Below are 14,400 nucleotides of genomic sequence, written 5' to 3' on the forward strand. Positions count from 1 at the left end.
CCTGACACCGGGGTTATTCCGTGAAAAAGCTCTCCGCACGACGGCGCCACCCACTGGCGGCGCTGGTCGTCCTACTTCTCGCCCTGGCGGCAACCGGGGGGCTGTACGCCGCGTTCGCGCCCGCCGACAAGGCGCAGGCCGACGTCGCCGCGCAGTCGCTCGCGATCGACGAGGGCAAGAAGCTCTTCGCCGTGGGCTGCTCCTCCTGCCACGGCCTGAACGGCCAGGGTTCCAGTGACGGTCCGAGCCTCGTCGGCGTCGGCTCCGCCGCGGTGGACTTCCAGGTGGGCACCGGCCGCATGCCGGCCCAGCAGCCCGGCGCCCAGGTGCCGCGCAAGCCGAACATCTACTCGCAGGCGGAGATCGACCAGCTCGCCGCCTTCGTCGCCTCGCTCGGCCCCGGTCCGGTGACGCCGACCGAGGAGCAGTACACCTCGACCAACCCCGAGGATCTGTCCAAGGGTGGCGAGCTGTTCCGCACCAACTGCGCCCAGTGCCACAACTTCTCCGGCCAGGGCGGTGCCCTGACCCAGGGCAAGTACGCCCCGTCGCTGGAGGGCGTGGACGCCAAGCACATCTACGAGGCCATGCAGACCGGCCCGCAGAACATGCCGTCGTTCCCGGACAGCACCATGCCCGAGGAGCAGAAGAAGCAGATCGTGGCCTTCGTCCGCCACACCACCAACGATGAGCCCAACCCCGGCGGTCTCACGCTCGGCAGCCTCGGTCCGGTGACCGAGGGTCTGTTCGGCTGGATCTTCGGTCTCGGCGCGCTCATCCTGGTCGCGATCTGGGTCGCCGCCCACACCACCAAGGCCAAGAAGTCATGAGCCACGACATGTCAGAAGAGAACCTGCCGGAGTCGCACGGCTCCGCCGGGCACCACGAGGTGGCTGCCCACGGCGATCCGTTCGCCGACCCCGGTCTGCCGGCCCACGAGCCGCGCCGCACCGACATCGACGAGCGGGCCGCCAAGCGGGCCGAGCGTCAGGTGTCGCTGATGTTCGTCCTCTCGATGCTCGCCACCATCGGCTTCATCGCCTCGTACGTGGCCATCGACCCGGACAAGATCGTCTACATCTGGCCGCTGGGCCATGTCAGCGCGCTGAACTTCGCGCTCGGCATGACCCTGGGCGCGGCGCTGTTCCTCATCGGCGCGGGCGCGGTCCACTGGGCCCGCACCCTGATGTCGGACCACGAGATCCCGGCCGAGCGTCACCCGATCGAGGCCGACGACGAGGTCCGCGCGGACGTCATCGAGCAGTTCAAGACCGGTGCCGCGGAGTCCGGCTTCGGCCGCCGCAAGATGATCCGCAACACCCTCATCGGTTCGATGGCGCTGGTCCCGCTCTCCGGCGTGGTCCTGCTCCGCGACCTGGGCCCGCTGCCCGAGGACAAGCTGCAGCACACCGGCTGGGACGAGGCCACCGACGCCAAGCCGCTCCAGCTGATCAACATGAACACCAACCTGCCGATGAAGGCCGAGGACATCGTTCAGGGGTCGCTGACCTTCGCGATGCCCGAGGGCCTGACCACGCACTCCGAGGACTTCCAGGTTCGCATCGCGAAGGACGCCCTCATGCTGGTGCGCATCGCGCCGGAGGACATCAAGGACGAGAAGTCCAAGGAGAAGGGCTTCGAGGGCATCCTCGCCTACTCCAAGATCTGCACCCACGTCGGCTGCCCGATCAGCCTGTACGAGCAGCAGACCCACCACGCGCTCTGCCCCTGCCACCAGTCGACCTTCGACCTGGCGGACGGCGCGCGCGTCATCTTCGGCCCGGCCGGCCACCCCCTGCCGCAGCTGAAGATCACCACTGACGAGAAGGGCTTCCTGGTCGCCCACGGCGACTTCGACGAAGCCGTCGGCCCGAGCTTCTGGGAGCGTGCTCGATGAGCAGTGCGAGCAGCACCACCTCCGGCGCCGCCAAGCCCGCCAGCACGCGCGCCAAGCCCGCGAACAAGTGGGAACAGGCCGCGGACTGGACGGACGGCCGGCTGGGGATCTACTCCCTCGCCAAGGCCAACCTGCGGAAGATCTTCCCGGACCACTGGTCCTTCATGCTGGGCGAGATCTGCCTCTACACCTTCGTCATCATCATCCTGACCGGCGTCTACCTGACGCTGTTCTTCAAGCCCTCGATGGGCGAGGTCATCTACGACGGCTCGTACGTGCCGCTCAAGGGCCTCCCGATGTCCGAGGCCTACGCCTCGACCGTCGACATCAGCTTCGAGGTGCGCGGCGGCCTGCTGGTCCGCCAGATCCACCACTGGGCCGCCCTGGTCTTCGTCGCGGCGATGCTCGTGCACATGCTGCGCGTCTTCTTCACGGGCGCGTTCCGCAAGCCGCGCGAGATCAACTGGGTCTTCGGCTTCCTGCTGCTGGTCCTCGGCATGTTCGACGGCTTCTTCGGCTACTCGCTGCCCGACGACCTGCTCTCGGGCACCGGTATCCGGTTCATGGAAGGCGCGATCCTCGCGGTCCCGCTGGTCGGCACCTACATCCAGATGTTCCTGTTCGGGGGCGAGTTCCCCGGCACCGACATCGTGCCGCGGTTCTTCACCATCCACGTGCTGCTGATCCCGGGCATCATGCTCGGCCTGCTGGTGGCGCACCTGATCCTGGTCTTCTACCACAAGCACACCCAGTGGGCGGGCCCGGGCAAGACCGAGAAGAACGTCGTCGGCATGCCGCTGATGCCGGTCTACATGGCCAAGGCCGGTGGCTTCTTCTTCCTGGTGTTCGGCCTGATCGCCGCCATCTCGGCGCTCGCCACGATCAACCCGATCTGGTCGGTCGGCCCGTACCGTCCGGACCAGGTGTCCACGGACGCCCAGCCCGACTGGTACATGGGCTTCTCCGAGGGCCTGATCCGTGTCATGCCGGGCTGGGAGATCGGCCTCTGGGGCCACACCCTGAACCTGGGTGTCATGGTCCCGCTGGCGATCTTCCCGCTGGTGCTGGTCTCGATCGCGCTCTACCCCTTCATCGAGGGCTGGATCACCGGCGACAAGCGCGAGCACCACATCCTGGACCGTCCGCGCAACGCCCCGGTCCGCACCGCCCTGGGTGCCGCCTGGATCAGCCTCTACCTGCTCCTCCTGGTGGCCGGTGGCAACGACCTGTTCGCCACCCACCTGCACCTGTCGATCAACTCGGTCACCTACTTCGTCCGCGTCGGCTTCTTCGTCGTCCCGGTCGTGACCTTCATCGTCACCAAGCGCTGGTGCCTCGGCCTCCAGCGCCGCGACAAGGAGAAGGTGCTGCACGGCCGCGAGACCGGCGTCATCAAGCGCCTGCCGCACGGCGAGTTCATCGAGGTGCACGCCCAGCTGCCGCAGCAGGACCTGCACAAGCTCACCGCGCACGAGCAGGTGCAGCCGTACGAGCTGCCGGCCGGGACCGACGAGAACGGCGTGGCCCGCAAGGCCGGCGTCGTCAGCCGGACCCGGGCGAAGCTCGCCCGCGGCTTCTACGGCGAGGGCAGCCAGATCCCCAAGCCGACCGCCGAGGAGCACCACGAGATCACCAGCGGCCACGGCCACCACTGATCCCGTACGCGTCGCCGCGTCGCACCCGAGGGCCGCTGACCAGAGTTCTGGTCGGCGGCCCTCGGGCTTTGCCGTACCCTCCCCCGCACCCGTGTCCCCCGTCCGCAGCGAACGTCAGGAGTCCACCGTGCAGCTGTCCGTCGACCCCGCCTCCGCCACTCCCCCGTACGAGCAGATCCGCGCCCGGATCGCCGAGCAGGCCCGCAGCGGCGAGCTGGCCACCGGGCTGCGGCTGCCCACCGTCCGCGCGCTGGCCGAGCAGCTCGGGCTGGCCGCCGGGACGGTCGCCCGCGCCTACCGGGAGCTGGAGGCCGACGGGGTGGTGGAGACGCACGGCCGGCGCGGCACCCTGATCGCCGCGGTCGGCGACTCCGCGCACCGGCTGGCCGCCGCGGCCGCCGCCGAGTACGCCGAGCGGGTCCGGCGGCTCGGGCTGCCGCTGGCGGACGCCCTGGGCGCCGTGGACGGCGCGCTGCGGGTGGCGTACGGGGACGACGCCGCGGCGGGCTGAGCGGGCCGCTCAGAGCTGCGGGGCGATCATCCCGGTGGCGGGCGCCCGGGTGACCGGGGCGGTGGTGCTGACGGGTCCGCCGAGGGCGCTGTGCTTGACCCAGTCGGTCCAGGCGATGTTCCAGTCGCCGAAGCCGTTGCCGAACGGCTCCATGGACTTGCCCGCGCTGTTCACCACCGTCACCAGGTCCCCCACCCTGGTGTTCTGGTAGAACCAGTGGGCGTTCTCGGTGCTCATCCCGGTACAGCCGTGGCTGACGTTGTCCACCCCCTGGGAGCCCACCGACCAGGGCGCGGCGTGCACGTACTCGCCGCTCCAGGTGACCCGGGTGGCCCACTCGACGTCGAGGTCGTAGGACTCCTGGCTGCCGGCCGCTATGCCGATGGTCTCGCCGCTCATCCGGACCTTGCGCTCCTGGCCGAGCACCACCTTGACACCGTTGCGGGTGTCGAAGCCGGGCTTGCCGGTGGTGACCGGGATCGTCCGCACCGGCCGGCCGTCCCGCTTGAGGGTCAGTTCGTGCGCGGCGGCGTCGACCACGGTCTCGACCCGCTCGCCGATCCGCAGCGCCAGGGCGGCACGGTCGCCGCCGTACAGGCCGTCGGAGATCCGGCTGCCGGTGGCCTCGAAGGCCAGGCTGACGGTGGTGCCGGTCGGCCAGTACTCCTCGGGGCGGAAGTGCAGGTTCTTGTCGTCCACCCAGTACCAGCCGCCGGTGACGGCGGGCTGCGAGGTCACCGTCAGCGCGCGCTCCACCTCCTGGCGGGCCTGCGGGTCCTTGACGGCCTCGGAGAGCTGGACGGTGAGCGGCTGGCCCACGCCGTAGACGCCGCTGCCGGAGGAGTCCGGGCCGAGCTTGGCGGTCAGCAGGTGCTGGGCGGCCAGGGTGGAGAAGCCGGCGGTGGTCTCGCCACGGCCACCGCGGCCGTCGTCGGCGGCGATCCGCACGCTGTAGGAGGTGCCGGCCTTGAGCCGGCCGGTGGTCTGCCAGCTGCGCTGGTCGTCCGAGAGCCGCCCGGCGACCGTCCGCCCGTCCGGGCCGACCACGGTGACGTCGGTCAGCCGGCTGCCCGCCTCGGCGGTCACCGTGACCGGCTGGGAGGGGTCCGCCCGGTCGGTGGCGGACAGGTGCACCAGCGCGGCGGCGTCGACCTTGCGGACCGCCTCGGCGACGTCCTCGCCGCCGCCGGCGGTGCAGCCCGCCAGCGGGACCAGCACGGCGAGGGCCAGGGTGATGCCACCGAGACCCGCGACTGCGCGTCTGTCGGCCATGACCGCCTCCCGGGGTTTCGCACGATTGGTCAGATCGTAGGAACCGCCTCCGGCGGAGCGACATCCGAACGGGGCGCCGTTGGGCCGGCAGGGTGAGGCCGTCACTCCGGGGACGCAACAGGGCCGGGCATCCCGTGCGGGATGCCCGGCCCTGTGCGAGGGAGCCAGTGCCTACTGATTCTGGTTCTCGCCCCGGTAGAACTCGAAGACCCAGCCGAACAGGCCGATCAGGATGATCGGGAGCGACCAGAACATCAGCCACCAGCCGAAGATCACACCGAGGAAGGCGAGCGCGCCGCCGATCGCGAGCGAGAGCGGCTGCCAGCTGTGCGGGGCGAAGAAGCCCAGCTCGCCGGAGTCGTCCGCGACCTCGGCCTCGGGGTTGTCACCCGCGCCGCTGTCCACCCGGCGGGCGGTGAAGGCGAGGTAGTAGCCGATGAAGGCGCACAGACCGAAGGCGAGGAACAGCGCGGTGGTGCCGGCCGCCTCGATGCCGTGGTCGGAGCTGTTGGTCCACAGGCCGTAGGTGATCGCCATGGCCAGCACGAAGACCGACAGGCCCAGGAAGATCTTGCCCTGTTCCTTCATCAGACGTCACCCTCCTTCTTGCCCTTGCCCAGCTGCGGCGCGTCGTACTTCGCCGGGGTCACACCGGCGAGGTGCTTGGCCGGCTCGCCGTGGTTCTCCAGGTAGTCCAGCGCGGCGATCTCCGGGTAGTGGAGGTCGAAGGCCGGGGATTCGGAGCGGATCCGGGGCAGGGTGAGGAAGTTGTGCCGCGGCGGCGGGCAGGAGGTCGCCCACTCCAGCGAGCGGCCGTAGCCCCACGGGTCGTCGACCTCGATCTTCTCGCCGTACTTGGCGGTCTTCCAGACGTTGTAGAGGAACGGCAGGATCGACAGACCGAGCAGGAACGAGCCGATGGTCGAGACGGTGTTCAGGGTGGTGAACCCGTCGGCGGCCAGGTAGTCGGCGTAGCGGCGGGGCATGCCCTCCGCGCCGAGCCAGTGCTGCACCAGGAAGGTGGTGTGGAAGCCGAAGAACAGCGTCCAGAAGGTGATCTTGCCGAGGCGCTCGTCCAGCATCTTGCCGGTCATCTTCGGCCACCAGAAGTGGAAGCCGGCGAACATCGCGAAGACGACGGTGCCGAAGACCACGTAGTGGAAGTGGGCGACGACGAAGTACGAGTCCGAGACGTGGAAGTCGATCGGCGGGGAGGCCAGCAGCACACCGGTCAGACCACCGAAGAGGAAGGTGACCAGGAAGCCGACGGTCCACAGCATCGGGGTCTCGAAGCTGAGCGAGCCCTTCCACATGGTGCCGACCCAGTTGAAGAACTTCACACCGGTCGGGACGGCGATGAGGAACGTCATGAAGGAGAAGAACGGCAGCAGCACCTGGCCGGTGACGTACATGTGGTGGGCCCACACCGTCACCGACAGACCGGCGATCGCGATGGTGGCCGCGATCAGGCCGGAGTAGCCGAACATCGGCTTGCGGCTGAAGACCGGGATGATCTCCGACACGATGCCGAAGAACGGCAGCGCGATGATGTACACCTCGGGATGGCCGAAGAACCAGAACAGGTGCTGCCAGAGCAGCGCACCACCGTTGGCCGGATCGAAGACGTGTGCCCCGAACTTGCGGTCCGCCTCCAGGGCGAACAGCGCGGCGGCCAGCACCGGGAAGGCCAGCAGGATCAGCACCGCGGTCAGCAGGACGTTCCAGGTGAAGATCGACATCCGGAACATCGTCAGGCCGGGGGCCCGCATGCAGATGATCGTGGTGATGAAGTTGACCGCACCGAGGATGGTGCCGAAGCCGGAGAAGGCCAGACCCATGATCCACATGTCGGCGCCGATGCCCGGCGAGCGGACCGCGTCCGACAGCGGCGCGTAGGCGAACCAGCCGAAGTCGGCGGCACCCTGCGGGGTGAGGAAGCCGGCGACGGCGATCAGCGAGCCGAACAGGTACAGCCAGTAGGCGAACATGTTCAGACGCGGGAACGCGACGTCCGGCGCGCCGATCTGCAGCGGCATGATCCAGTTCGCGAAACCGGCGAACAGCGGCGTCGCGAACATCAGCAGCATGACCGTGCCGTGCATCGTGAACGCCTGGTTGAACTGCTCGTTCGACAGGATCTGGGTCCCGGGACGAGCCAGCTCGGCACGCATGACCAGCGCGAGGATGCCGCCGATCAGGAAGAAGGCGAACGACGTCCCCAGGTACAGGGTGCCGATCGTCTTGTGGTCAGTGGTGGTGAGCCACTTGATGATGGTGGAACCCGGCTTCCGGGTCCGCTGCGCCCCGACCGTGACGGCCCCGGCGCCCCCGCCGGCCGCGGCGGGCTCGTTGAGGATGGTCACTTCTCTTCACTTCCCATGGTCGTGATGCCGGAGGGCACCGCGCCGGTCTGACCCTTGGCCCGCAGGTCCTTCAGGTGCTGGTCGTACTCGGCACGGTCGACGACCTTCACGTTGAACAGCATGCGCGAGTGGTCGACGCCGCAGAGCTCGGCGCACTTGCCCATGTACTCACCCTTGACGGTCGGGGTGACCTCGAACTTGTTGACCACGCCCGGCACGACGTCCATCTTCATCATGAAGTTGATGGGCCAGAAGTCGTGGATCACGTCACGAGAGGTGAGGCGGAACTGCACCGTCTCGTCGACCGGCAGGTACAGCGTCGGCGGCTGGCCGGGGGTACCCACCTCGTACGCGGCCTGCTCGTTGGCCGGGTCCGGGTTCTCGGTGTTCTCGTAGTTGAACGCCCAGCTCCACTGGAAACCCACCACGTTGACGGTGTGCTGCGGCTTCTCGGAGACGGCGGTCAGCTTCGACTCGTCGCGGGCGACGAAGTAGAAGAGGACCGACACGATGATGATCGGGACCGCGGTGTAGAGCGCCTCGATGGGCACGTTGTACCGGGTCTGCGGGGGGACCTGCACGCCGGTGCGGCTGCGCCGGTGGAAGATCACGCTCCAGATGATCAGACCCCACATCAGTACGCCGACCACCAGCGCCGCGATCCAGGAGCCCTGCCACATGTGGAGGACCATCGGCCCTTCCTTGGTGACGGGGCTCGGGAGGCCAAGCCTGGGGAGGTCGTTGGCCGAGCAGCCGGTGGCGGTCGCGATGACGAGGCCCAGTGCCAGCGCCTGAGGCAGCTTCCGCCGCATCGTGCGCCGCGGCGAGCGGTCGGAGCCGTTGGGACTCACGTAGCGCCTTCCCGAAGTCTCGCCCGCCTTCGCGTCGCCCCGGGGAGGTTTCCCCTCCTCGGCGACCCGTCCACGGGCACGGTTTGAATGCTTATGCGGGCCAAACCCTACTCCAGCCTTATGCGCTGCTGACGGGCAGGTCCCGGTAACGCGCCGCCCGAGCACCCGATCAGGCCCGGCAGGGGCTGCGCCGCAGGTCATCCTAGGCATTCGGGGTCCGTACGCCCGATCGGGGGATGACCTCGGACAACACGAGTGACGCCCCGTCGGACGCGGACGATACGGACATTCGGGGTGATCGACTGACGATCGGTGAGCCGCCGCCGGAGGCCGGAATGCACCCGGGAGTGTCGTTAAATGTGACCGTGTACTTCGATGTGGCCTCCACCGCACCGCTCCACCCCGTCGCCCGGCAGGCGCTGACCGCCGCCCTCGACGAGGGGTGGGCCGACCCGGCCCGGCTCTACCGCTCCGGGCGACAGGCCCGGATGCTGCTGGACGCGGCCCGGGAGACCGTGGCCGAGGTGCTCGGCTGCCGGGCCGACGAGATCTCCTTCACCGCCAGCGGCACCCAGGCCGTCCAGCTCGGTGTGCTGGGCGCACTGCACGGCAACCGGCGGCGCGGCCGGCACCTGGTGCACTCCGCCGTCGAGCACTCCAGCGTGCTGCACACCGCGGAGCGATGGGGGTCCCCCCGGCCGGAGGCTGGGGGACAGACGGCGGGCGGCGAGGTCACCGTGGTGCCGGTGGACCGGCAGGGCCGGGTCGACCCGGCGGAGTTCGCGGCCTCCCTGCGGCCGGACACCGCGCTCGCCGTGCTGCAGTCCGCCAACCACGAGGTGGGCACGGTGCAGCCGGTCGCCGAGACGGCCGCGCGCTGCGGGGAGGTGCCGCTGCTGGTGGACGCGGCGCAGAGCGCCGGGCGGGTGGACGTGCCGGCCGGCTGGTCGCTGCTGGCCGCCAGCGCGCACAAGTGGGGCGGGCCGGCCGGGGTCGGGGTGCTGGCGGTGCGCAAGGGCGTGCGGTACGCCTCGCCGCTGCCCGCCGACGAGCGCGAGGGCGGCCGGGTGCCGGGGTTCGTCAACGTGCCGGCGATCGTCGCGGCGGCGGCCTCGTTGCGCGCGGTGCGGGCCGAGGCGGAGCGGGAGAACGCCCGGCTGCACGAGCTGGTCGAGCGGATCCGGGCCCGGGTGCCGCGGCTGGTCCCCGAGGTCGAGGTGGTCGGCGACCCGGTGCGGCGGCTGCCGCACCTCGTCACCTTCTCCTGCCTGTACGTGGACGGCGAGGTGCTGCTGGGCGAGCTGGACCGGGCCGGGTTCGCCGTCTCCTCCGGCTCCTCGTGCACCTCCTCCACGCTGACCCCGAGCCATGTGCTGGCGGCGATGGGCGTGCTCACCGAGGGCAACGTCCGGGTCTCGCTGCCGTTCGGCGCCGCCGAGGCGGACGTCGAGCGGTTCCTGGCCGTCCTGCCGGAGGTGGTGGCGGGCGTCCGCGCGCCGCTGGGGCTGGACCTGGCACCGCCCTCGGCCGCCGGGGAGGTCGTCCCGCCCCGGGCCGAAGGGCGCACCGGTGCCGAGAGCGAGGAGCGACAAGCGACCGACGAAGGAGGGAGTGCCGGAGCGAGGAGCGTCGGCACCGGGTCGGAGCGCCCGGAGGCGAGCGGGCGCATCACCGGGCGGCTGCTGGTGCTCGACGCGCTGGGCAAGCGGTGTCCGCTGCCGGTGATCGAGCTGGCGAACCGGATCGGCGAGGTGCCGGTGGGCGGGACGGTCGCGGTGCTGGCCGACGACGAGGCGGCCCGGTTGGACGTCCCCGCCTGGTGCGGGATGCGCGGCCAGGAGTACCTGGGCGAGGCCCCGGCCGCCGAGTACGGCGGCGACCGGGGGTCGGCCTATCTGGTGCGGCGGGTCAGTTGACCAGGTGCGCGCGGACCTCGGCGCCGGCCTCGTCGCCGTAGGCGGCGGTGAAGCGCTGCAGGAAGTCGTGCGGGCGCAGCTCGTACTCCTGGGTGCCGACGGTCTCGATCACCAGGGTGGCGAGCATGCAGCCGATCTGGGCGGAGCGCTCCAGCTCCAGGTCCCAGGAGAGGCCGGCCAGGAAGCCGGCGCGGAAGGCGTCGCCGACACCGGTCGGGTCCACCTTGGCGGTCTCGGGGGCGCAGCCGACCACCACCGGGGCCTCGCCCTTGCGGTCGATCCGGACGCCCTTGCTGCCCAGGGTGGTGATCCGGGTGCCGACCCGGGTGAGGATCTCCTCGGAGTCCCAGCCGGTCTTGGACTCGATCAGCGCGGCCTCGTACTCGTTGGTGAAGAGGTACGCGGCGCCGTCGACGATCTGGCGGATGTCGTGGCCGTCGAGGCGGGCCAGCTGCTGGGACGGGTCGGCGGCGAAGGCGTAGCCGCGGGTGCGGCACTCCTGGGTGTGGCGGACCATCGCCTGCGGGTCGTCGGCGCCGATCAGCACCAGGTCGAGGCCGCCGATGCGGTCGGCGATCGGCTTGAGCTCGATGTTGCGGGCCTCGGCCATGGCACCGGTGTAGAACGAGGCGATCTGGTTGTGGTCCTCGTCCGTGGTGCACATGAAGCGCGCGGTGTGGCGGGTCTCGGAGATGTGGACGGCGCGGCAGTCCACGTTGTTGCGCTCCAGCCAGCTGCGGTACTCCGCGAAGTCCGCGCCGGCCGCACCGACCAGGACCGGGCGCAGGCCCAGGACGCCCATGCCGAAGGCGATGTTCGGCGCGACGCCGCCGCGGCGGATGTCCAGGGTGTCGACCAGGAAGGACAGCGACACGGTGTGCAGCTGCTCGGCGACCAGCTGGTCGGCGAACCGGCCGGGGAAGGTCATCAGATGGTCGGTCGCGATCGAGCCGGCGACGGCGATACGCACGAGGTCTCCTCAGGATGGCGGCAGGGCCACGGGACAGCGGGGTGGAACGGCGGTGCAACCCACCCACGGTACCCGGCGGGGGCGGGGCACCGGCAAGACAGCGGGTACCGGTCCCCCGTCCGCTGTCACCCGCCGTCCCCGAAGGTGTACTACCCCGCGGTAGCTCTGGTGGGCTCCGGTCCGACCGGCCTAGGGTCGGCAGGGAGGGGCCGTTTCGGCCCTGCCCAGGCCCGTGGCGACGCTGCCACGGCACCGGTGGATCGGAGTGATGGCCGATGATGCCCAGTCACCACCCGCTGCGGGTTCCGCCCGCCCTGCGCGGCGACGCGGACGGCGAGTCGCTGGACGCGCTGGTGGACTCCTCGCGCCGGCTGCGGCGGTTCTGGCCGCTGCTGGCGACCGGCCGGCAGGACAGCGCGCCGGCCGGCTCCGGCTTCCGGGTCCCCGCCGGGGCTCAGCGGCTGGTCGCGGGGATGCCCGAGTACGGACCCTGAGCCGGGGCGTCCGGTCCCGGGGAAGCGGGACGGGAACCGGAATCGCCCGGGGCACGTCACATCCGCGCGGTGCGGCCGGCACGGCGTACCGCTGAACCCTCGGGAGGATGTGCAGATGGATCTGGAGACCATGCCCCGGCGTTCCGGCCGGGTGCGCGCGACGGCACTGGCGGGCCTGGCGCTGGCGGCGGCCACCGTCCTGGCCGGATGCGGCGGCGCGGCGAAGGCGGGTTCGGGGGCGACGTCCGCCACCGCGGAGCCGGCGGCGGCGAGCGCGTCCGCCTCTCCCGGCCCGGCCACCGACGGTGCCGCGGCCACGCCGGCTCCGGTCACCACGCCGCCGTCCGACCCCTCGGCCACCGCCCCGGACCCGCGGCCGGCCAGCCCGGGCCCGGCGCTGACCCCGACCCCGGCACCCACTCCCCCGGGTTCGGGCGGCAACGGCATCGCGGTGGGCGAACCGGCGCCGAACGGCTCCGGGACCGGCTCGCAGGTGCACCCCGCGATCACCTACCGGTCGGACGGCAACCGTCTGACGGTCTGGTTCTACGGCGGGGTCTGCCAGAGGTACGCGCTCAAGGCGGACGAGTCCAAGCCGGGCCGGGTGGACATCCGGGTGACCACGGCGGCGCCGGTGCCCGCCGGGCAGGACTGCATCGCGGTGGCCCAGCGGCAGACGGTGACGGCCGACCTGAAGGAGCCGCTGCGGGGCCGGACGGTGACCGATCTGGCGACCGGGCAGGAGGTGCCGCTGGAGGCGGACCCGAAGATCGGCCCCGACCCGGTGGTCCCGGACATCCCGGGCAACCCGTGACGGTGTGACCGGTGCGGTCGGCACAGCCGGTGTGACCGGAACGACCGGCACGGCCGGTGTCCGGACACGACGAAGGCGGCCCCGGGGATCCGGGGCCGCCTTCGCGTCAGGCCGTTAGCTGAACGAGTCGCCGCAGGCGCAGGAGCCGGTGGCGTTCGGGTTGTCGATCGTGAAGCCCTGCTTCTCGATGGTGTCCACGAAGTCCACCGTGGCGCCGCCCAGGTACGGGGCGCTCATGCGGTCGGTGACGACCTTGACGCCGTTGAAGTCCTTGACCACATCGCCGTCGAGCGAGCGCTCGTCGAAGAACAGCTGGTAACGCAGGCCGGAGCAGCCACCGGGCTGGACGGCGACCCGCAGCGCGAGGTCCTCCCGGCCTTCCTGCTCCAGCAGGGCCTTGACCTTGCCCGCGGCGGCATCGGTGAGGAGGATGCCACTTTCGACAGTGGTCTCGTCCTGGACGGTCATCTGCTTTCTCCCGGTCTTGACGACGGTCTGCCGCCAGTGCCAACCGACGGTCGCCCGGATTCATTTCCCGGACGGCGGTGTTTTCGGAGGATTCGTGGCGGCGTGATTCCGTGGGCCGGGCGTGCACCCGCTCCCCATACGCTCCCCATGCTCGCACACCGGCGGACCCCGGTCACCGCCCGATGGGGCCGATCCGGGTGAACGGGCCACGCGGCGGCGCCCGGACGGCCAGGATGGTGGGCATGATCCTGCGCCCGGTCCAGGACACCGCCGCCGACGCGGAGGTGGTCCAGTACGTCGCCCGTGCAGCGTTCGCCTCCCTCCCCGACGCCGCGCCCGCCACCGAGCCGCCCCGGCCGGCCGTCTACCAGCTGGCCCGGACGAGACACCTGGCGCGCACCGATCCGCAGGGCTGCTGGCTCGCCGAACTCGACGGCGAGCCGGTCGGCGCGGTGCTCTCGCTGCGCCGCGAGGGCGTCTGGGTGCTGGCGCTGCTGGTGGTGCTGCCCCGGGTCCAGGGCAAGGGGGTGGGCCGGCTGCTGCTGGAGCGGGCCCTCGCGTACGGGCGCGGCTGTCTGCGCGGGATGCTGTGCGCCTCGCCGTCGCCCGCCGCCGTGCGCCGCTACCGACTGGCCGGCTTCACGCTGTACCCGGCGATGCGGCTGACCGGGCGGGTGGACCGGTCCGGGCTGGTCGATCCCGGGGACATCCCGGTGCACCCGGGGAACGCGACCCACCGGCATCTGCTGGACTCGGTGGACCGCCGGCTGCGCGGCTCCGCGCACGGCCCGGACCACGAGCTGCTGCTCGCCCACAGCGAGGAGCTGCTGATCGCGGACGCGCTGGCGGGCAGCGGCTACTGCTACCGCGACGGCGGCGAGGTGAAGCTGCTGGCGGCCACCTCCAAGCGCATCGCCACCCGGCTGCTGCGCGAGGCGCTGGCCCGGGTGCCGGAGGGGGCGGAGGCCCTGGTGGAGGCGCTGACCGCGGAGCAGGAGTGGGCCCTGGACGTCGGTCTCGAAGTGGGCCTGACGGTGGAGACCCGCGGCTTCGTGGGCCTGCGCGGAATGCGCCCGCCGACGCCGTACGTGCCGAACGGCGGGCTGCTGTAGGAGCTGCGGCCGGAACGGACGGACCCCCGCCGGGCCGGGGCCGGGCGGGGGTCCGTCCGTGCGCGCACGGGCGCGTC

Annotated in this window: 14 protein-coding genes; 8 read left to right on the forward strand and 6 right to left on the reverse strand. The window is 71.2% G+C overall.

The features are described from left to right. Positions 1-20: 20 nt before the first annotated feature. The 4 genes from ABZW10_RS08690 (at position 21) to ABZW10_RS08705 (ending at position 4,063) form a co-directional block, all read left to right on the forward strand. Positions 21-830 carry a c-type cytochrome gene (locus tag ABZW10_RS08690; RefSeq protein WP_355361797.1) on the forward strand — a complete coding sequence of 270 codons (810 nt, stop codon included), beginning with the start codon at positions 21-23 and terminating at the stop codon, positions 828-830. A gap of 8 nt (positions 831-838) precedes the next feature. Beyond that, positions 839-1,897 carry a Rieske 2Fe-2S domain-containing protein gene (locus ABZW10_RS08695; RefSeq protein ID WP_355361799.1) on the forward strand — a complete coding sequence of 353 codons (1,059 nt, stop codon included), beginning with the start codon at positions 839-841 and terminating at the stop codon, positions 1,895-1,897. Next, positions 1,894-3,552, forward strand: a complete 1,659-nt coding sequence (locus tag ABZW10_RS08700) for a ubiquinol-cytochrome c reductase cytochrome b subunit (protein WP_355361801.1) — start codon at positions 1,894-1,896, stop codon at positions 3,550-3,552. The genes ABZW10_RS08695 and ABZW10_RS08700 overlap by 4 nt, the downstream gene beginning before the upstream one ends. A 127-nt stretch (positions 3,553-3,679) precedes the next feature. Further along, positions 3,680-4,063, forward strand: coding sequence for a GntR family transcriptional regulator (locus ABZW10_RS08705; RefSeq protein WP_355361803.1), 384 nt, complete (start codon positions 3,680-3,682; stop codon positions 4,061-4,063). Positions 4,064-4,072: 9 nt separating this feature from the next. Here ABZW10_RS08705 and ABZW10_RS08710 read toward each other — a convergent pair whose 3' ends face one another. The 4 genes from ABZW10_RS08710 to coxB all read right to left on the reverse strand — a co-directional run bounded on the left by ABZW10_RS08710 (position 4,073) and on the right by coxB (position 8,549). Next, positions 4,073-5,335 (reverse strand): Ig-like domain-containing protein, encoded by a 1,263-nt coding sequence (locus ABZW10_RS08710; RefSeq protein ID WP_355361805.1) that lies wholly within the window; start codon positions 5,333-5,335, stop codon positions 4,073-4,075. Positions 5,336-5,506: 171 nt separating this feature from the next. Then, positions 5,507-5,923: a cytochrome c oxidase subunit 4 gene (locus ABZW10_RS08715; RefSeq protein ID WP_350549522.1), complete on the reverse strand. Its 417-nt coding sequence runs from the start codon at positions 5,921-5,923 to the stop codon at positions 5,507-5,509. Further along, positions 5,923-7,608 (reverse strand): cytochrome c oxidase subunit I, encoded by a 1,686-nt coding sequence (gene ctaD, locus ABZW10_RS08720; protein WP_355362111.1) that lies wholly within the window; start codon positions 7,606-7,608, stop codon positions 5,923-5,925. The genes ABZW10_RS08715 and ctaD overlap by 1 nt, the downstream gene beginning before the upstream one ends. Before the next feature lie 86 nt (positions 7,609-7,694). Further along, positions 7,695-8,549: a cytochrome c oxidase subunit II gene (gene coxB / locus ABZW10_RS08725; RefSeq protein ID WP_355361807.1), complete on the reverse strand. Its 855-nt coding sequence runs from the start codon at positions 8,547-8,549 to the stop codon at positions 7,695-7,697. Positions 8,550-8,884: 335 nt separating this feature from the next. Here coxB and ABZW10_RS08730 point away from each other — a divergent pair, with 335 nt between their 5' ends. Next, positions 8,885-10,465 (forward strand): aminotransferase class V-fold PLP-dependent enzyme, encoded by a 1,581-nt coding sequence (locus ABZW10_RS08730; protein WP_355361809.1) that lies wholly within the window; start codon positions 8,885-8,887, stop codon positions 10,463-10,465. Here the strand turns inward: ABZW10_RS08730 and ABZW10_RS08735 are convergent. Continuing rightward, positions 10,458-11,435 (reverse strand): carbohydrate kinase family protein, encoded by a 978-nt coding sequence (locus tag ABZW10_RS08735; protein ID WP_355361811.1) that lies wholly within the window; start codon positions 11,433-11,435, stop codon positions 10,458-10,460. The two genes, ABZW10_RS08730 and ABZW10_RS08735, sit on opposite strands and share 8 nt — an antisense overlap. A gap of 275 nt (positions 11,436-11,710) precedes the next feature. On the opposite strand from ABZW10_RS08735, the gene ABZW10_RS08740 reads away from it, so the two are divergent. Both ABZW10_RS08740 and ABZW10_RS08745 read left to right on the forward strand, forming a co-directional pair. After that, entirely contained in the window at positions 11,711-11,929 is a 219-nt protein-coding gene (locus ABZW10_RS08740; RefSeq protein WP_355361813.1) for a hypothetical protein, read from the forward strand. A gap of 115 nt (positions 11,930-12,044) precedes the next feature. After that, positions 12,045-12,743 carry a hypothetical protein gene (locus ABZW10_RS08745; RefSeq protein WP_355361815.1) on the forward strand — a complete coding sequence of 233 codons (699 nt, stop codon included), beginning with the start codon at positions 12,045-12,047 and terminating at the stop codon, positions 12,741-12,743. A gap of 114 nt (positions 12,744-12,857) precedes the next feature. On the opposite strand, the gene erpA is transcribed toward ABZW10_RS08745, so the two are convergent. Continuing rightward, on the reverse strand, positions 12,858-13,211 hold the full coding sequence (gene erpA / locus ABZW10_RS08750; RefSeq protein ID WP_355361817.1) for an iron-sulfur cluster insertion protein ErpA: 354 nt from the start codon (positions 13,209-13,211) through the stop codon (positions 12,858-12,860). A gap of 242 nt (positions 13,212-13,453) precedes the next feature. Between erpA and ABZW10_RS08755 the strand changes: the two genes are divergently transcribed. Further along, positions 13,454-14,323: a GNAT family N-acetyltransferase gene (locus ABZW10_RS08755; RefSeq protein ID WP_355361819.1), complete on the forward strand. Its 870-nt coding sequence runs from the start codon at positions 13,454-13,456 to the stop codon at positions 14,321-14,323. Positions 14,324-14,400 lie beyond the last annotated feature (77 nt).

It is taken from the genome of Kitasatospora sp. NPDC004723, assembly GCF_040609255.1.
Lineage (GTDB): Bacteria > Actinomycetota > Actinomycetes > Streptomycetales > Streptomycetaceae > Kitasatospora.

Coding starts and splice junctions, on each gene's coding strand:
- ABZW10_RS08745 (WP_355361815.1), top strand. CDS start 12,045: ATGGATCTGGAGACCATGCCCCGGCGTTCCGGCCGGGTGCGCGCGACG.
- ABZW10_RS08730 (WP_355361809.1), top strand. CDS start 8,885: ATGCACCCGGGAGTGTCGTTAAATGTGACCGTGTACTTCGATGTGGCC.
- ABZW10_RS08710 (WP_355361805.1), bottom strand. CDS start 5,335: ATGGCCGACAGACGCGCAGTCGCGGGTCTCGGTGGCATCACCCTGGCC.
- ABZW10_RS08715 (WP_350549522.1), bottom strand. CDS start 5,923: ATGAAGGAACAGGGCAAGATCTTCCTGGGCCTGTCGGTCTTCGTGCTG.
- ABZW10_RS08695 (WP_355361799.1), top strand. CDS start 839: ATGTCAGAAGAGAACCTGCCGGAGTCGCACGGCTCCGCCGGGCACCAC.
- ABZW10_RS08740 (WP_355361813.1), top strand. CDS start 11,711: ATGATGCCCAGTCACCACCCGCTGCGGGTTCCGCCCGCCCTGCGCGGC.
- erpA (WP_355361817.1), bottom strand. CDS start 13,211: ATGACCGTCCAGGACGAGACCACTGTCGAAAGTGGCATCCTCCTCACC.
- ABZW10_RS08700 (WP_355361801.1), top strand. CDS start 1,894: ATGAGCAGTGCGAGCAGCACCACCTCCGGCGCCGCCAAGCCCGCCAGC.
- ABZW10_RS08755 (WP_355361819.1), top strand. CDS start 13,454: ATGATCCTGCGCCCGGTCCAGGACACCGCCGCCGACGCGGAGGTGGTC.